The organism is Shewanella sp. 0m-6, assembly GCF_052977325.1.
In genome coordinates, this window is sequence record NZ_JBRIMD010000028.1 from 26,286 (window position 1) to 42,828 (window position 16,543).

At 44.7% G+C, this 16,543-nt stretch carries 18 protein-coding genes; 11 read left to right on the forward strand and 7 right to left on the reverse strand.

Annotated elements, in window-relative coordinates; genetic code table 11:
- Positions 1 to 23 precede the first annotated feature (23 nt).
- The 6 genes from ACVBJC_RS17160 (at position 24) to ACVBJC_RS17185 (ending at position 4,931) form a co-directional block, all read left to right on the forward strand.
- Entirely contained in the window at positions 24 to 560 is a 537-nt protein-coding gene (locus ACVBJC_RS17160; protein ID WP_447162180.1) for an SRPBCC family protein, read from the forward strand.
- Between the two features lie 43 nt (positions 561 to 603).
- Positions 604 to 1,275, forward strand: coding sequence for a nitroreductase family protein (locus ACVBJC_RS17165; protein WP_447162179.1), 672 nt, complete (start codon positions 604 to 606; stop codon positions 1,273 to 1,275).
- Positions 1,276 to 1,338: 63 nt separating this feature from the next.
- A complete protein-coding gene (locus ACVBJC_RS17170; protein WP_447162178.1) occupies positions 1,339 to 1,656 on the forward strand; it encodes a cupin domain-containing protein in 318 nt (105 codons plus the stop codon).
- A 275-nt stretch (positions 1,657 to 1,931) separates the two neighbouring features.
- Entirely contained in the window at positions 1,932 to 3,803 is a 1,872-nt protein-coding gene (locus ACVBJC_RS17175) for a peptidase U32 family protein (protein WP_447162198.1), read from the forward strand.
- 54 nt (positions 3,804 to 3,857) lie between these two features.
- The gene (locus ACVBJC_RS17180) at positions 3,858 to 4,232 is read left to right on the forward strand and encodes a PH domain-containing protein (protein ID WP_220759134.1); all 375 of its coding nucleotides are present in this window, start codon (positions 3,858 to 3,860) and stop codon (positions 4,230 to 4,232) included.
- A gap of 276 nt (positions 4,233 to 4,508) precedes the next feature.
- The gene (locus ACVBJC_RS17185; protein WP_447162177.1) at positions 4,509 to 4,931 is read left to right on the forward strand and encodes an HNH endonuclease; all 423 of its coding nucleotides are present in this window, start codon (positions 4,509 to 4,511) and stop codon (positions 4,929 to 4,931) included.
- 11 nt (positions 4,932 to 4,942) lie between these two features.
- Here ACVBJC_RS17185 and ACVBJC_RS17190 read toward each other — a convergent pair whose 3' ends face one another.
- From ACVBJC_RS17190 to yjjX, 5 genes are all read right to left on the reverse strand, one after another.
- Complete coding sequence (locus tag ACVBJC_RS17190; protein ID WP_447162176.1) at positions 4,943 to 5,386, reverse strand: SufE family protein; 444 nt, start codon at positions 5,384 to 5,386, stop codon at positions 4,943 to 4,945.
- 295 nt (positions 5,387 to 5,681) lie between these two features.
- Complete coding sequence (locus ACVBJC_RS17195; RefSeq protein ID WP_447162175.1) at positions 5,682 to 6,893, reverse strand: aminotransferase class V-fold PLP-dependent enzyme; 1,212 nt, start codon at positions 6,891 to 6,893, stop codon at positions 5,682 to 5,684.
- A 97-nt stretch (positions 6,894 to 6,990) separates the two neighbouring features.
- Positions 6,991 to 8,034: an NADP(H)-dependent aldo-keto reductase gene (locus ACVBJC_RS17200; RefSeq protein ID WP_447162174.1), complete on the reverse strand. Its 1,044-nt coding sequence runs from the start codon at positions 8,032 to 8,034 to the stop codon at positions 6,991 to 6,993.
- Positions 8,035 to 8,110: 76 nt separating this feature from the next.
- Positions 8,111 to 9,082: a bifunctional helix-turn-helix transcriptional regulator/GNAT family N-acetyltransferase gene (locus ACVBJC_RS17205; RefSeq protein WP_447162173.1), complete on the reverse strand. Its 972-nt coding sequence runs from the start codon at positions 9,080 to 9,082 to the stop codon at positions 8,111 to 8,113.
- Positions 9,083 to 9,175: 93 nt separating this feature from the next.
- Complete coding sequence (gene yjjX / locus ACVBJC_RS17210) at positions 9,176 to 9,715, reverse strand: inosine/xanthosine triphosphatase (protein WP_447162172.1); 540 nt, start codon at positions 9,713 to 9,715, stop codon at positions 9,176 to 9,178.
- A gap of 556 nt (positions 9,716 to 10,271) precedes the next feature.
- On the opposite strand from yjjX, the gene ACVBJC_RS17215 reads away from it, so the two are divergent.
- Together ACVBJC_RS17215 and ACVBJC_RS17220 are read left to right on the forward strand one after the other, a co-directional pair.
- Entirely contained in the window at positions 10,272 to 11,558 is a 1,287-nt protein-coding gene (locus ACVBJC_RS17215) for an aromatic amino acid transport family protein (protein WP_447162171.1), read from the forward strand.
- Between the two features lie 172 nt (positions 11,559 to 11,730).
- Positions 11,731 to 13,098 carry an L-serine ammonia-lyase gene (locus ACVBJC_RS17220; RefSeq protein ID WP_447162170.1) on the forward strand — a complete coding sequence of 456 codons (1,368 nt, stop codon included), beginning with the start codon at positions 11,731 to 11,733 and terminating at the stop codon, positions 13,096 to 13,098.
- A gap of 102 nt (positions 13,099 to 13,200) precedes the next feature.
- Here the strand turns inward: ACVBJC_RS17220 and ACVBJC_RS17225 are convergent, their stop codons facing one another.
- Entirely contained in the window at positions 13,201 to 13,644 is a 444-nt protein-coding gene (locus tag ACVBJC_RS17225) for an N-acetyltransferase family protein (RefSeq protein WP_447162169.1), read from the reverse strand.
- Positions 13,645 to 13,801: 157 nt separating this feature from the next.
- Between ACVBJC_RS17225 and ACVBJC_RS17230 the strand changes: the two genes are divergently transcribed.
- Entirely contained in the window at positions 13,802 to 14,035 is a 234-nt protein-coding gene (locus ACVBJC_RS17230; protein ID WP_447162168.1) for a hypothetical protein, read from the forward strand.
- 168 nt (positions 14,036 to 14,203) lie between these two features.
- Positions 14,204 to 15,502, forward strand: coding sequence for a dicarboxylate/amino acid:cation symporter (locus tag ACVBJC_RS17235; protein WP_447162167.1), 1,299 nt, complete (start codon positions 14,204 to 14,206; stop codon positions 15,500 to 15,502).
- A 215-nt stretch (positions 15,503 to 15,717) separates the two neighbouring features.
- Here ACVBJC_RS17235 and ACVBJC_RS17240 read toward each other — a convergent pair whose 3' ends face one another.
- Positions 15,718 to 16,131, reverse strand: a complete 414-nt coding sequence (locus ACVBJC_RS17240; protein WP_447162166.1) for an META domain-containing protein — start codon at positions 16,129 to 16,131, stop codon at positions 15,718 to 15,720.
- Positions 16,132 to 16,208: 77 nt separating this feature from the next.
- On the opposite strand from ACVBJC_RS17240, the gene ACVBJC_RS17245 reads away from it, so the two are divergent.
- Positions 16,209 to 16,424 carry a hypothetical protein gene (locus tag ACVBJC_RS17245; RefSeq protein WP_447162165.1) on the forward strand — a complete coding sequence of 72 codons (216 nt, stop codon included), beginning with the start codon at positions 16,209 to 16,211 and terminating at the stop codon, positions 16,422 to 16,424.
- Positions 16,425 to 16,543: the final 119 nt, after the last annotated feature.

The window sequence follows — 16,543 nt, forward strand, 5'->3', positions numbered from 1 at the left end:
CTTATCAAAAAGAGTAAATGATAATGCTGAAAAGATTCCTGCTTTTGATATTAGTGGTCATCGCTGCGCCATTTATTGTGGCTTTGTTTGTCACTAACCATTATTCGGTGACATCGCAAATCACCATAGACAAGCCCGTTGCAGAAGTGTTCGATTACGTTAAGTTGCTTAAAAACCAAGATAACTTTAGTGTTTGGGCGCAGATGGATCCTGATATGCAAAAAAACTACCGCGGCACAGACGGTATGGTGGGCTTTGTTGCTGGTTGGGCGAGTGACAAAGAAGACGTTGGCGTGGGTGAACAAGAGATTATGCGTATTGATGACGATAAGCGAATCGATTATGAGCTGAGATTTTTTAAACCCTTTGAGTCAACGGATTTGGCCTATATCGAAACTCAGGCTATTTCTGCAGATCAAACGCGAGTGATATGGGGCTTTGACGGACAGTTAGCGTACCCGATGAATTTGATGTTCCTGTTTATGGACTTCGAGGGCATGATTGAGAATGACTTAAGCCTAGGACTGACTAAGCTAAAAACGGTTGTTGAGGCACACTAGGCCTGACAGGTAGATCAATTGAAGGGCAAGTGAAGGAACCGATATGACAGATACGCATCATCCACTTAATGATTTTATCGAATACCCTCAAACAGAGATGCTCGAGCGCGCGACACAAAACTATAAAGAGGTGCAGCGCCGCCACTCTATCCGTAAGTTTTCAGACCGCGCAGTGCCTAAGGAGATCATTGAAAAGTGCATTCTTGCGGCGGGCACCGCACCTAATGGGGCCAATCATCAGCCCTGGCACTTTGTGGCGATTAATAGCCCAGAAATTAAAGCGCAAATTCGTCACGAGGCCGAGGCGTTAGAGCAAGCCTTTTACGCTGGTCGTGCAGGTGAAGAGTGGCTCGATGCACTTAAGCCTCTAGGCACCAATGCCGACAAACCTTACCTTGAACATGCCCCCTGGTTGATTGCCATTTTTAGTCAAAAACGCTCAGAGGAAGAGGGCGAACAAAAGGCTAACTATTACGTACATGAGTCGGTGGGGATTGCCACAGGCTTTTTAATTCAGGCGCTACATAACGCAGGGCTCGGTACGTTAACTCACACGCCTAAACCTATGTCATTTTTAACTAAAGTCTGTGGCCGCGACAGCAGCAATGAGCGCCCCTATATGTTGATTATTGCCGGTTATCCAAGTGATGATGCGACCGTGCCAGAACATGCATTGCAGAAAAAGTCGCTAGAGGAGATCTGCACCATTTTATAATCGTAGTAGCCTATTATTATCCTAGTCGCTTAGCGCTGCGGTTAATGACAAAAGTGAGGCCGGATGGAAAAGCACAATATCTTTAATAAACTACCACAAGACTTAATTGAAGAGGCGTTTGAGCCGCTGGTGGAGCAAGGCGATGTGCTCATTGAACGCATCATTTCTAAGGCGCATATTACCCCTTTAGGTGAATGGTATGATCAACACCGCAGCGAGTGGGTGATGGTGATGCAGGGCGCGGCTAGGCTGGAATTTATTGATGGTGCAGTGGTTGAGCTAAGTGTGGGGGAATATCTTAATATTCCGGCCCATGTAAAACATCGTGTGGCGTGGACGAGTGAAGAGGTTGAGACTATTTGGTTAGCGGTTCACTATTAATTGCTACTGTGATAATTGCATTTGGCTAATTGTCACTGTGATTATCGCCCTTAGATATTAGCTACTGTGATAATCGCCACTCCGACCTATAGCGAATCGCTCAAAAATTGATTTTATATTAGCTAACGCCAAAGCTCGGCATTTTTGCTATAATCTTCGCCCAAAATATTTGTATTTCCCTTTTTTGAGTGATTTTTATGAGCAATGTTGGCATCTACAACCCTAGCGATAAGTCTGGTGACAAGCCTACTGGCGAGACGCATTCTCCATTAGAGATGCAAAATAATCGTCTAGAGCTGCTGGCTCCGGCTAAAAATGCCGACTATGGTATCGAAGCCATTCGCCATGGCGCGGACGCGGTTTACATCGGTGGTCCAGCGTTTGGTGCACGTGCCACTGCTGGCAATAGTGTCGAAGACATTGCGCGCTTATGTACCTTTGCTCATCAATATCACGCCCAAGTGTTTGTCGCTATCAATACTATTTTGATGGACGACGAACTCGATGCGGCGCAAAAACTCATTTGGGAAGTCTACGAAGCAGGTGCCGATGCACTTATCGTGCAGGACATGGGGATCTTACAGCTCGACTTGCCTCCTATTGCACTGCATGCCAGTACGCAAATGGATAACCGTAGCCCAGAAAAAGTGGCTTTTTTAGAGCAAGTTGGCTTCTCTCAAGTGGTACTTGCCCGTGAACTCGGTTTAAGCCAAATTCGCGATGTCGCTGCTAACACCAATATGCAAATTGAGTTCTTTATTCATGGTGCATTATGTGTGGCCTACAGCGGCCTTTGTAACTTGAGCCACTCGTTCAGCAACCGCAGTGCCAACCGCGGTGAATGCTCGCAAATGTGTCGCTTGCCGGGCGAGCTTAAAACCCGCCAAGGCGAAGTGCTAGCGCAAAACGAGCACTTGTTATCACTTAAAGATAATAACCAAACTGACAACCTTGAAGCCCTGATTGATGCGGGCGTGCGCTCATTTAAAATCGAAGGGCGTTTAAAAGATTTAAGCTACGTTAAAAACGTTACAGCACATTATCGTCAAGAGTTAGACAAGATCATGGCGCGTCGCAGTGAGTTTGTCGCATCATCTCACGGACGTTGTGAACATTCTTTTACGCCTGATCCTGAAAAAACCTTTAACCGTGGCCGCACCGATTATTTCGTTAATGAGCGCAGCCAGGGCGTAAGTGACTTCCGCTCGCCTAAATATATTGGTGAAGAAGTGGCGACGGTTAAGCGTATTGGCAATGACTATATTGAAGTGACCTCAAATGAGACATTCAATAACGGCGATGGCTTGTGTTTCTTTCCAAGTGATTACGCCGAAGCCAAACAGTCTGATGACAAGCTAAAGGGCCTGCGGGTTAACCGCGCCGAAGGGCTAACGCTGTTTGTGGCACGTATGCCAAAAGAGCTAAAAGTTGGCATGACGATTTATCGTAACCACAACCAAGCCTTTGAATCTGTACTGGCTAAAGAGTCATCTAAACGTATTATCGGCGTTGATCTGGTATTAGCGGATACGGCTGATGGCGTGTCGCTAACCATGACCGACGTTTATGGTCACAGTGCAATGCAGTCATTAGTTGTTGAAAAAACGGCGGCGACGGATATTGAAAAAACGCAGCAAGGTTTGCGTAAGCAACTAGCAAAGCTTGGTAGCACAGACTTTAAAGCGCATAACATCAGCATTGACACCGCACAGACCTGGTTTATTCCAACTTCACAGTTAAACGGGCTGCGTCGTGACACTGTTGCAGCATTGGAACTGGCACGAGTGAATGATTATGTGCGTCCTAAGGCGTGGAAATATAATCAAGATGCGGTCTATCCGGTTAAACACTTAAGCTATTTGGGCAATGTGGCCAACGAGCAAGCAAAAGCGTTTTACCAGCGTCATGGCGTGATTGAAATTCAAGACACCTACGAGAAAAATGGCATTAGTGAAGACGTGCCATTAATGGTGACTAAGCACTGTTTGCGCTTTAACTTCAATCTTTGTCCAAAAGAAGTACCAGGCATCAAAGCCGACCCTATGGTGTTAGAAATCGGTAAAGATGTGCTCAAGCTAGTGTTTGACTGCCCGAAATGTGAAATGATGGTGGTGGGCGAAAATAGACAAGTTCGCTCAACGAATTAGGTTCGTCGACAAGTTGGCGAATCGAACACTCACACACTATTAAGGAAAATAGCAATGGGATTATTAGATTCGCTAATGGGTAATGCTTCAGAGGTTAACCTTGAGGAGTTAACCCAAGAATTAAGCCCTATTATGGCCGACGATGAGTCGTTAACCTTGGCTTATAAGGTTATTCGCGACATGTTCGTGTTTACCAATAAACGGCTTATTTTAATTGATAAGCAAGGCGTGACGGGTAAAAAGGTCAGTTACCACTCGGTGCCATATAAGTCGATAACCCATTTTGAAGTGGAAACCGCGGGCACTTTTGATATGGATGCCGAGCTTAAGATTTGGATTTCAGGCCAGAAAGACCCACTAGTGAAAGAGCTCAAACGCGGCACCGATGTAGTAGGGATTCAAAAGACCATCGCTAATCTGTCTCTGTAAGTTTGTCGGCATGCGTCTCGACAAGCTGTTTAGTGTGTGTAATGCCTTTAATTCCGGCGTTTTGTAGTAAAAGCGCAGGCGGGTAAGGCATTCCATCGGCTTAATAGCAGCTAGCCTTTGAGCCATTGTCGATGTTGAGATGAGCTTCCTGATATTGATTGCTTTTTGATAAGACTCCCCCCAACAATTTGTGCTTTCGAGTACAGGGCTACTTTGCCCTTGTATAAGTGAAATGTTAGCCTGTTCGCAAGATTAATTGATACAAAAGGATTTTGCATGTGGTCGGTTACTTTTAGAAGTGATAGGAGGCGAACTGCGTCTTATAAAACTGAAAAAGGGGCATTAAAAGCGATATGGAAATGGCTTAAAGTGAACGATGGCCATGCTGTATTTCTTGCTCCAGGGTCTGAGCCGAAGATTTTTAATGATTGTGATGAGCTACCTTTTAGTGAGCCAATTGAGCAAGATTTTTATAGTTCAGGTGAGTGGCATACGCTGAGGCATGAAGCTTTAATGAAGTACGGTAGCCGTTGCTCATGTTGCGGTATTACGCCAGACCAAGGCGCAATAATGCACGTAGACCACATTAAGCCTCGCTCTCAATATCCTGAACTGGCTTTGGATATTGAGAATCTGCAGATCCTTTGCGCAGCATGTAATAAAGGCAAGTCGAATCTTTCTGAGAAGAAATGGCGTTAAGCTCTTTTGGTTTACGAAGCAGACTTTATCGCTTTAGCCAGTGCCAGTAGGCCATTGGTACGAGAGGGGCTTAGCTGGCCATGTAGCCCAAGTTGAGTAAAGTAGCTGTCAGGGGCGAACGCGCTGATTTCGCTGCTGGTTTTACCGTTGCAGGCTATCAGTAGCAGTGCGATTAAGCCCTTGACGATGCGAGCATCGCTGTCTGCAACAAAATAGTGTTTACCATCAATGTCACTATGATATAGCCAAGCATTGCTCTCACAGCCGCGAACCTGAGCGCTTTCGACACGAAAACTGTCATCGAGTTTAGGCAGACTTTTTCCCAGCAGCATTATCTGACGATAACGCTCTTGCCAGTTACCGGCTTGTTCAAATAGCTTTAGTGTCGTTTGAGCATCACTTTCAAGTGTTAATGCTAAAAACTCTGCTTGGGTGGGCTTTGCTTGCTGACTCATACTCGACCTAATTTGAATGATTAATATAACAATAAATAAAACTGTGTTTGGTTTTGCTTTCCGTCTTAGATTTTACCTAGAACCTAGAACCTAGAACCTAGAACCTAGAACCTTCTTATTCGCAGAATCTAGAGCGCTCGTATACTCGCTGCGAGAACGCTTCGCGGCTAGAGCGGGCTTCGTCCTGCTATACAGTCAACAGACGGTTCAGCTTTTGTCTTTCCATCTGTTGCTTAAATCTTTACCGTCTTGGCCTTTCCTAGAACCTGCTTTTCCTAGGATCTAGAACCTTTTTTTAAATCAACAACTCTTTTACCGATTTCATGGCGTTGATAAAACTGTCGATATCAGCCTTATTAGTATAAACGCCAATGGAGGCACGGCAGCAGCCTTTTAAGCCTAAACTTTGCATCAAGGGCATCGCGCAGTGGTGGCCGCAGCGCACCGCTATGCCTTGTTGGTCGAGTAAAATGCCCACATCCTGATGGTGCTCGTCGCTAAGATTAAATGCTACCGCGCCGATATTATCGCGGTGAGCGCCATAAAGTACCACATCACCAAGCGCGGTTAACTCATCTTGCAGGTAGTTTAACAGTGCTTGCTCGGCGGCGTGTACTTGCTCTTTTGGTAGTGCTTGAATAAAGTCGATGGCGGCGCCTAAACCTATCACTTCAGCGATTGGTGGCGTGCCGGCCTCTAATCGATTAGGTAACTGACTAAACTCGGTCAGCTCAAAGCTGACGGTTTTTATCATCTCACCACCTGTCATTAATGGGCTTAAGCTATCTAAAGCATCAAAGCGACCATATAAGACACCTATGCCGGTAGGGCCATACATCTTGTGACCCGAAAATACATAAAAATCACAACCGATACTTTGTACATCGACCCGAAGATGGGCGATAGCCTGCGCGCCATCGACCAGGGTGAGGGCGCCCGCGTGTTTGGCTTTGGCAACTAACTCGTTAACCGGATTGCGTGTACCTAAGGCATTAGATACATGGCTCAGCGCCACGATGGCAGGCTTTTCTGTCAACAAAGCCTCGAAAGCATCAATGTCTAGCCGGCAATCTGCCGTCAGTGGAATCGGCTTGATAATCGCGCCAGTGCGCTTGGCGAGCTCTTGCCAGGGCACGATGTTGGCGTGATGGGCGGCGCTATCAATTAGAATCACGCTGCCAGCTTTGATTTGGCTGGTTAAGCCATTAGCGACGATATTGATCGATTCAGTGGCACCGTGAGTAAAGATAATCTCTTCACGTTGCTTGGCATGAATAAACTGCTTTAGCTTATCGCGCACCGCTTCATATTGGCTGGTGGCTCGGGCCGACAGTTGGTGGGCTGCGCGGTGCACGTTGGCATTATCATGCTGATAATAGTGGTTCATAGCATCAATCACTTGCTGCGGTTTCTGGCTGGTGGCGGCCGTGTCTAAATAACACAGTGGGTAGCCATCATTAGACTGAGCAAGAGTTGGGAATTGTGACCGCAGCGTTGAGAGATCCATTAATCCGATCCGAGGTTATCGATAAAATAAAAAGGCGCTCAGATCTTGTAAGATCTAAGCGCCTAAAGCAAGGTTAGACTGCTAAAAGAGCCTGTTTTTATGGGCAAGGTAGGCGATAAATCAACGCCAGCTCATCTAAGCGTTGCATCAACTCTGGTGAAATAGTGCAGTTTATACTGTCGATATTCTGTTTTAACTGCTCAAGATTGGTAGCACCAATAATATTTGAAGCAACAAATTTTCTTGAATTAACAAAGGCTAGCGCCATTTGTGCTGGGTTCATATTAAATTCACGCGCCAGTTCAACATAGGCTTTAGTGGCCTCAAGTGCTAGCTCTGTACCGTTGTAACGTGCAAAACGCTTAAATAGCGTCATTCTCGCACCCTCTGGCCATTGGTTATCAAGGTACTTGCCCGATAGTGCGCCAAAAGCCAGCGGTGAATAAGCCAGTAGCGGTACTTCTTCGCGGTGGCTAATTTCAGCCATCCCCACTTCATAGCTGCGATTGAGCAGATTATAGGGGTTTTGCACTGAGACTATTTTAGGTAAGTCATGCTTCTCGGCTAAGCGCAGATACTCCATAAAGCCCCAAGGCGTTTCATTAGAGATCCCTATGTAGCGAATTTTGCCTGCATTGATGAGATCCGATAGTGCCTCTAAGGTATCGATAATCGGTGTAAGTTGCTCGTGCTCATCTTGCTGGTTATAGCTCAGCTCACCGAAAAAGTTCGTGTTTCTGTCTGGCCAGTGGATTTGGTATAAATCAATGGTATCGATTTGCAGACGCTCTAGAGAGGCGTCAACGGCGGCATGAATATTACGCCAATCTAGCGCCATATCTGGGCGAATATAATCACTCTTACCACCCGGTGCGGCCACCTTAGTCGCAATCACTAAGTTCTCTCGATTACCTCTTTGTTTAAGGTATTGACCTAAAATGCGCTCAGTTTCACCTTGAGTTTCAGCCTCGGGCGGTACTGGGTACATTTCAGCGGTGTCGATAAAGTTAATGCCTTTACCAATAGCATAATCGAGTTGTTCGAATGCTTGTGCCTGGGTGTTTTGTGCACCCCAAGTCATGGTACCTAAACAGATTTGACTAACATGTAAACTTGAATGCGAAAGACGTCTATATTCCATAAAAACTCTCTTATACCCGAAGGCTACTTTAACTTGAGGCTAGCAAGCTTTAGCGATAAAAACCATGAGCTTATCGTCAGTTTAATGTTTCTTTTATATAAAACGATTCGTCTACTGACAGCGAACGCAGCATGGCTATCTCACAGGCGTCATGGCCAGTATTACCCATTGGCCTATCGAGATGCTTAAAGCCTAGCGACTCATAGAGCTTAATCGCTTCAATAAGATTAGCAGTGGTTTCTAGATAACAGGAGGTATAACCTTGCTCACTAGCAAAACGGATGGCCTGCAAGGCCAGGCGCTTAGCAAACCCTTTGCCGCGCAGCTCGGTGGAGAAATACATCTTCTGTAGTTCACAGGTGTCAGCGTGTCCTGCCAATGGGGCGATGCCTGCCCCGCCTAGGATCTTGCCCTCTAACTCTATGACCCAGTAATGGGCGTTTTGAGCCTGATAAACCTCACTCAAGCTATCTAGGGTCTTATCAGCTACGCCATAGCCTTTATCTGCTGTTAGGCCATATTCGGCGGAGACTTGGCGGATCACCTGGGCGATCTGCTCATTGTCCTGGGCTGTAATGCTTCTAATGCAATAGCCTTGCTGCGACTTAGATTGCATCACAGCTTTGTTATAACGCCTAAGTGATAGCTCTAGCTCGGCAATATGTTCTGCGGGGAGCTGGGCCATAATTTCATTAAACTGTAAGTTTTGCTGCTCATTTAGCAGGGCCAGCTGCTTTTTGCCTTTGGGGCTAATTTGCACCACTAAACTGCGGTTGTCTCTTGGGTTAGATTGTGACTTGGCAAAGCCTTTATCGACCAGATGGCTGACGGCTCGACTCGCGTTGGATTTGTCGATATTGAGAATATCGGCCAATTGCTTAATAGAGTAGGTGTTCTCGCCTAACTCAATTAGCGTATGAGCTTGAACTGGGGAGAGAGGCTGATTACCGCAGGCAGCATTTAACATGCCTAGTTGACGGATAAGCTGCCTAGAGAGACGGCGTAATTGAGAAGCGACACAAGGGCTATTATCTTGAGCTTGATTCATCGAACAGTTCTTGTTTAGTTGCGATTAACACCTAACTTACGAGGGCTACTTTTCAAAATCAAGTATCTTAAGATAAAAATAATAAAGCGATGACTAATTAATGTACAGATGCGGGTGTAGCATAGGCGCCATGGCAAGAATGATCGCCTGGGTATAGTTCCCCTGACGCGTTGCATGACCTTCAGTGAGCAAGGCTATCGCGCCACCTTTCTGTTTAATATTGACCGTATTGAACATGTCATCCATCACATGGCCTAGCTCTTGGCCTTGGGTTAACGCTTGATAAACCTGCATGGGTAAGGGTAGTTGTGCGCCGCGCCCCACGCTCACCTGTGCTTTATGTGCAATTGCGATATAGGCAAATGTCGCAGGACCATGATCAAACAAGTCAACGCCGCCTTCCATCGCAATATAGTAATCGGCTTGATAATTGTCCTGGCAATATTTGGCTCGATTGATTGCGCCTAGTTTTGTTTCTGCTTCACTCATCGGTTGGTCAGCCACTAATGACGGCGCATGCACTCCTTGACACTCGATATGGCAATCGGGAAAAAGGCGGGTTAAGGCGCTTTGAGCCGCACCCACTTTAACGGGATTCTTTGAGCCCACGATGATGGTTATTGTGTCTTTCATTTTGGTTATCTTTTCTCGAGTAGGGAACTCTTTTGTCCCACCAGTTTATTGTAATTTATCTTTATCTTCACCATTAAATAATTGGCCTGAAAAAGGATTAATTGTATGGATTTAACGCTGGTTAACTAATGTTCAATATAAATTAACAAAATTTATCATTAGATTACCTAATAAGAGGGTGAATTTTGCCTTTTAAAGCTGTGACACGCTTCAAAAACCGACATTGAGTTGATGGTCAGTGTCGGTAAATTGGTATTTTTGCGATCTATGTCCGTTCAGAAGTTTTCAAGATTAGAGGCTGTACATGAGTATTTCATGATTTACGTAAACTTAATGTTAGTTTAAGGTTCGATTCGGTTGCGTTTGTGATGAACAAATGAAAACTTATTACATCAAATAAGCGATCTAGCTCTCAATTTGATTACGATTTGAAAATCAATTACAGAATGTGAACCCAGATCAATATTTAGCGGATGCATTAGGATACTCTTAACCGCGAAATTACTCCTGAGATCAAAATTAAACGGTGCCTGTCAGCACCTTTAAGGTAACAAGAATGCAAAAAGACGCGATCTGTACACAAGAAGTGGTACAAAATGATACGGCAACGACTAAGTCAATGCCTTGGACACGTCAAGATACGACTTGGATGTTGAGTTTGTTCGGTACTGCTGTCGGTGCCGGAATTTTATTCCTACCAATTAACGCAGGTATGGGCGGTTTTTGGCCACTAATGATGATGGTTGCTATCATCGGTCCAATGACTTACCTCGCTCACCGTGGTTTGTCGCGTTTTGTTTGCTCATCAAGCAAGCCAGGCAGTGACATCACCCACGTAGTGGAAGAGCACTTTGGTGTGGGTGCGGGCAAGGCAATTACTTTGCTTTACTTCTTTGCTATCTACCCAATCGTTTTAATCTACGGTGTGGGTATTACCAACACTGTTGATAGCTTTATTGTAAACCAGCTAGGCATGGCATCGCCACCACGCTTCATTTTATCAGGAGTATTAATTCTTGGCATGATGTCAGTGATGGTAGCGGGTGAAAAAATGATGCTTAAAGTGACTCAGCTATTGGTATACCCATTAGTTGCGATTTTAGCATTCATGTCTGTATATCTGATCCCTGATTGGAAAACAGATGCGCTACAAGTTGTGCCAGACACTGTAGACTTCTTAGGTACGGTTTGGTTGACTATCCCAGTACTAATTTTTGCCTTTAACCATTCGCCAGCGATCTCACAGTTCTCTGTGTCATTGAAGCGTGAACATGGTAAAAATGCAGCACGCAAAGCAGACGTGATCTTACGTAACACTACATTTATGTTGGTTGGTTTCGTGATGATGTTTGTAATTTCATGCGTATTAGCACTATCGCCAGCGCAACTTGCTGAAGCGAAATCGATGAACTTGCCAATTCTTTCTTACTTGGCAAACGTGCATGAAAGTGGCTTTGTAAGCTACTTCGGTCCATTCATTGCTTTCGTTGCGATTATCTCTTCATTCTTCGGTCACTACATGGGTGCGACTGAAGGCATGAAAGGGTTAATCACTAAGCAACTACGTTCGAGTGGAAAAGAAGTTTCTGATTCTAAACTGAACAAGTTTATTTTAGGTTTCATGTTCTTCACTATCTGGGGCGTGGCCATTATCAATCCAAGCATTTTGGGTATGATTGAAGCGCTAGGTGGTCCAATCATCGCTGCGATTCTTTACCTAATGCCAATGTATGCGATTCACAAAGTGCCAGCTCTAGCTGCATACCGTGGTCGTTTCAGCAACATCTTTGTTGTGGTTGCAGGTCTACTTGCTATGACTGCGATTCTGTTTGGTATGATGTAAAAAGATAACGCTAAAAGCTGGGTTGTTTCTTTATGCGATAGCATTTTGAGATAGCCTGGCTTTTTAATGTTTAAGCACTTGCTTAGGCGTTATCCATTAAGTTTTATGATTCCATTTGTTTGACTAAGCCAGGAGTTCTCCCGGTTTTTCCTCTTTTTCCCGAGGTGTTTTTATGTTTAGCGCATTTGATATTTTTAAGATAGGTGTGGGTCCATCGAGCTCTCATACTGTCGGGCCGATGAAGGCCGCCAAAGAGTTTATCGATGATGTTCGTCAAACGGGTCAGTTTGAACAAGTGACACGTTTGAGCGTAGAGATTTTTGGTTCTTTGTCGTTAACCGGTAAAGGGCACCATACCGATATCGCAATTATTGTGGGTCTAGGTGGTAACTCACCGCACGATGTAGATATTGACGGGATCCCAAGCTTTATTGCTGACGTCGAAAAAACGCACAAACTGCCAATGGGCATCGAAAAGCAGTTAGTCGACTTTGGTCACGATGCGGTTATCTTCCATAGCCACGCATTACCATTGCATGAAAACGGCATGATGTTGCACGCATACAGTGGCGACGACGTAGTATTAAGCAAGACATACTATTCAGTTGGCGGTGGCTTTATTGTTGAAGAATCACAATTTGGCAAAGAAGTTGAAAACCCAGTTGAAGTGCCATACCCGTTTAACTTTGCCGATGAGCTACTAGCGACCTGTAAAGAGACTGGCCTAAGCATCAGCACTATCATGTTCAAGAATGAATTGTGTTTTAACAGTGAAGAAGCGATTTACGATGGCTTTGGTGCAGTATGGGCAACCATGCATCAAGCAATTGAAAAAGGCTGTCAAACTGAAGGCGTACTAGCCGGTCCGCTACGAGTGGCTCGTCGCGCTCCAGCACTTTACCGCCAGTTACAAACGGGTGAGCGTCTATCTAGCGACCCAATGGAAATCGTTGATTGGATCAACGTATTTGCAATGGCAGTGAGTGAAGAAAACGCTGCCGGTGGCCGCGTAGTGACTTCACCAACTAACGGCGCAGCGGGTATTATCCCAGCTGTTCTTGCTTACTATGACAAGTTCATTAAGCCTGTTGGCAAGCAAGAGTACACTCGCTTCTTCCTAGCTGCGGCAGCAGTAGGTTCGCTATATAAGCGTAACGCTTCAATCTCTGGCGCTGAAGTTGGCTGTCAGGGTGAAGTTGGCGTGGCATGTTCTATGGCTGCAGCGGGTCTTGCTGAAATAATGGGGGCTAACCCTGAGCAAGTCTGTATGGCTGCTGAAATTGGCATGGAGCATAACTTAGGTCTAACTTGTGACCCAGTTGCTGGCCAAGTTCAAGTACCATGTATTGAGCGTAATGCGATTGCTGCTGTTAAAGCCATTAACTCATCACGTATGGCAATGCGCCGTAACTGCGCACCAAAGGTGAGCTTGGATAAAGTTATCGCGACTATGTATGAGACGGGCAAAGATATGCACGTTAAGTACCGTGAAACGAGCCAGGGCGGTTTAGCAATCAAAGTAACCAGCATCTGCGGTTAATTTTTGAAGTGAGCTAGGCGTTTACATGTAGTATCGCTGTCAAAAAAGCAAAAAGGCCATCAAATGATGGCCTTTTTCATATGTATTTTTCTAGATAAAAGCTTACTTCTCTTCGTACATCAAGTAGTAGCTTTGCTCCATACCTAAGGCGCTATAGGTGCGCTGAGCATTGGTATTTTCTTTTTCAACATAGAGTCTAAAACTGGCCGCGCCATCGTTTTCTGCAGCGATATCTTTAACGGCTTGATAGAGTTTGCCATAGATCCCCTGGCGGCGATTTTCAGGGCGAATATACACACTCTGGATCCAGTAATAGTCTTTAGCGCGCCAATCACTCCATTCAAATGTCACCATGAGTGAGCCTGCAATTTCACCGTCAACTTCAGCAACAAGGTAGAAACCTTTTTCGGCTGATGTCAGCAGGGTATTGACCCCTTTTGTCAGAGTTGTTGCATCTAAGACTAAGTTTTCTGTTTCCTCTGCCATTGCTTGATTAAAGTTAACCAGTGCTTGCAGATCTGCCATCTGACCTTTACGAATTATCATCTATCGGGTTCCTTTTTTCGCTCACTTTAACATGAAGTTTAAGCCTCTCAGATATTTTTTTAACTATTCTTATTCGACTAAAGTCTAACCATGGTTATTCGACTAAAGTCGAACTCTGCTAGACTTTTTCTATGGCCCTCATCTAAGTGGAGTCGCGATGAAAAAGGAACAAGAGATTAAACATGTGTGGCATTTTGTACTGACGTTACTCACTCTAGGGCTTTGGGGTATCGTTTGGTGGTGGCTGATTTTACGTGCCGAAGGTAAAGCGATATTTTCAGGTTTCGATGATGCTTATTGGAGCTATCTTATTGAGCGAGATCAGCCTCCCGCAGCACTTCATCAAATGCATTTCTCTAAAAATGTGAAAACCTCAAAATTTGATGCATAAAATTATGAATTCCTCAGTGCGTTAGCGGTTATTGTTGTAGCTAATCCATGGAATTTATCGGCGTGATACAGATCATCTCTCACTTCTAAAGCTTATGCTAAACTGCCGCGTTATTTTGAACTAGTCATGTGCTGGTAGTCCTCCCTTTAAATGTTTCAAGGTTTAAATATGTCAAGTCAACAACCTTCACTGGTGAAAAAAGTGTGGTCGAGCTGGATGTCTGTGCCGCTATGGTTACAGATAATGATAGGTATGCTGTTAGGTATTTTAACGGGTATCGGCTTAGGTGAGCAGGCGACCTACTTGAAACCAATTGGAACGCTATTTGTAAATACAATCAAGATGTTGATTGTGCCATTAGTGTTCTGTTCTTTAATTGTCGGCGTGACCTCAATGCAAGATACTGCAAAGATGGGCCGCATTGGTTTCAAGTCGTTCGCTTTCTACTTAGGCACAACCTCTATTGCAATCACAGTAGGCTTAGCCGTTGGTCACTTTATGCAGCCCGGTGTTGGCTTAGATATGGTGGCTCACGAAACAACGGAAGTGGTTAAGCAAGCACCATCAATCATGCAAACCTTGATTGATATCGTACCGACTAACCCGATTGCAGCGCTAGCAAATGGGCAAATTCTACAAGTGATTGTGTTTGCCGTCGCGCTAGGCGTTGCTTTGGTGTTGATTGGTGAGCATGGCAAACCTGCCATCAAGGTGTTTGAGAGCTTAGCCGAGGCTATGTATAAGCTGACTGATATGGTGATGAAGTTAGCACCATACGGTGTATTTGGTTTGATGGCTTGGGTAGCTGGTGAATATGGCGTTGATATGTTGATGCCGTTAATCAAGGTAATTATTGCCGTTTACATTGGCTGCTTCTTGCATGTTGTGGGCTTCTACAGTTTTGTTTTAGTGGTGTTTGCTAAGCTCAATCCTATTCAATTTTTTAAAGGTATTAGCAATGCACTTGCGGTGGCATTCACAACATCAAGCTCTGCGGGCACCTTACCTGCGAGTATGAAGTGTGCTAGCGAATACCTAGGTGTTAACAAGAAAATCTCAAGCTTTGTATTGCCACTTGGCACCACGATTAACATGGACGGCACAGCGCTTTATCAAGGCGTAACGGCACTGTTTGTTGCACAAGCTTTTGGTATCGATTTAACCTGGGTTGATTATCTCACTATTATTTTAACGGCAACGTTAGCCTCAATCGGCACCGCAGGTGTGCCAGGTGCGGGCCTTGTAATGCTAACGTTAGTATTGACCACCGTTGGTTTACCACTTGAAGGTGTCGCCCTAATTGCCGGTATCGACCGTATCTTGGATATGGCACGTACCGTAGTGAACGTGTCTGGCGATCTAGTGGCAACGACCGTGATTGCAAAATCAGAAGGTGAAATTGATGTTGAACATTACAACGCCAATGCTGAAGACAGCGCTGAAATGGCAGAAAAGCTAAAGTCTTAAGTAGCCTTTGCCAAGATGAGTTTTAACGTATAAAAAAACCGCCAACAGGCGGTTTTTTTGTGTCTGGAACACTTATGACGATTTACCAAGGACGGTAAAAAATCGTCTTTATGTCATAAATGTCTTATCTCACTGCTAACAAACTGGCTCCCATGAAACATGCCATGAAACGTCTTGCGAACAAAAGCTCGCCCAGCAATGATTTAAAATGAGTCTTACTTTTTACTGAGTACCATAACTGTATTGTCATCAGCATCTTTTAACACTAACTTACCTTTTGCCATTTCAGCTTGAGTGACTTTAGGCATCGCTTGCATTACACGTTGCTCTTGCGCCATCAAAGCATCGACACAGGCTTTCATTGTGCTACCAGCGGGTTGTAATTGCAGTGATTGACCAGATAGTACATAACCACCGAAAAAGTTATTACAACTGTTGTTACCGGTTAGATTACCTTCGGCATCAAAAATCAGTTCTGCAGGGCTATAATCGATGACAGGCTGACCTTGTGCTGACTCAATGTGCCATGTACCTTCAATGGCTAAATCCTCTACTTGAGTTTGAGGCGTTGATTGACAAGCTGCTAAACCCAATAGCAAACTTGCTACGATTAAGGATTGTTTTATCATGTTCTTGATCCAAAGTGGTTAATATCAATATCTTGTGAATATATTAGTCTAAAATCGATAATAAAAGGCGGTTGGCAGTGCAAAAAAGTGTAATTAAAACCCTAAAAATATTCCATTGGATAGGGTTAAGCATGCTGTTGTGTGCACTTGGTATCTATTTTATGTCCAATATGTCACAACAAGTTGAAGGCATGGTTATTATTGCGAGTTTGTCAGGGTTAGGAATGGTGATGATGTCGCCGTTTCCTATCGCACTATTTTTAGAGTGGGCACAAAAGCAAAATCAACAATAGCGGTTTAACTTTGAACCTAGAACCTAGAACCTAGAACCTAGAGCGCTCGAAACTCGCTGCGAGGACGCTTCGCGGCTAGAGCGGACTTCGTCCTGCTATACAATCAGAAGAGGGCATTG

Bases quoted from the DNA above. Each gene is read 5' to 3' on its own strand.
- ACVBJC_RS17160 (WP_447162180.1), top strand. From the start codon at position 24: ATGCTGAAAAGATTCCTGCTTTTGATATTAGTGGTCATCGCTGCGCCA.
- ACVBJC_RS17165 (WP_447162179.1), top strand. From the start codon at position 604: ATGACAGATACGCATCATCCACTTAATGATTTTATCGAATACCCTCAA.
- ACVBJC_RS17170 (WP_447162178.1), top strand. From the start codon at position 1,339: ATGGAAAAGCACAATATCTTTAATAAACTACCACAAGACTTAATTGAA.
- ACVBJC_RS17175 (WP_447162198.1), top strand. From the start codon at position 1,932: ATGCAAAATAATCGTCTAGAGCTGCTGGCTCCGGCTAAAAATGCCGAC.
- ACVBJC_RS17180 (WP_220759134.1), top strand. From the start codon at position 3,858: ATGGGATTATTAGATTCGCTAATGGGTAATGCTTCAGAGGTTAACCTT.
- ACVBJC_RS17185 (WP_447162177.1), top strand. From the start codon at position 4,509: ATGTGGTCGGTTACTTTTAGAAGTGATAGGAGGCGAACTGCGTCTTAT.
- ACVBJC_RS17190 (WP_447162176.1), bottom strand. From the start codon at position 5,386: ATGAGTCAGCAAGCAAAGCCCACCCAAGCAGAGTTTTTAGCATTAACA.
- ACVBJC_RS17195 (WP_447162175.1), bottom strand. From the start codon at position 6,893: ATGGATCTCTCAACGCTGCGGTCACAATTCCCAACTCTTGCTCAGTCT.
- ACVBJC_RS17200 (WP_447162174.1), bottom strand. From the start codon at position 8,034: ATGGAATATAGACGTCTTTCGCATTCAAGTTTACATGTTAGTCAAATC.
- ACVBJC_RS17205 (WP_447162173.1), bottom strand. From the start codon at position 9,082: ATGAATCAAGCTCAAGATAATAGCCCTTGTGTCGCTTCTCAATTACGC.
- yjjX (WP_447162172.1), bottom strand. From the start codon at position 9,715: ATGAAAGACACAATAACCATCATCGTGGGCTCAAAGAATCCCGTTAAA.
- ACVBJC_RS17215 (WP_447162171.1), top strand. From the start codon at position 10,272: ATGCAAAAAGACGCGATCTGTACACAAGAAGTGGTACAAAATGATACG.
- ACVBJC_RS17220 (WP_447162170.1), top strand. From the start codon at position 11,731: ATGTTTAGCGCATTTGATATTTTTAAGATAGGTGTGGGTCCATCGAGC.
- ACVBJC_RS17225 (WP_447162169.1), bottom strand. From the start codon at position 13,644: ATGATAATTCGTAAAGGTCAGATGGCAGATCTGCAAGCACTGGTTAAC.
- ACVBJC_RS17230 (WP_447162168.1), top strand. From the start codon at position 13,802: ATGAAAAAGGAACAAGAGATTAAACATGTGTGGCATTTTGTACTGACG.
- ACVBJC_RS17235 (WP_447162167.1), top strand. From the start codon at position 14,204: ATGTCAAGTCAACAACCTTCACTGGTGAAAAAAGTGTGGTCGAGCTGG.
- ACVBJC_RS17240 (WP_447162166.1), bottom strand. From the start codon at position 16,131: ATGATAAAACAATCCTTAATCGTAGCAAGTTTGCTATTGGGTTTAGCA.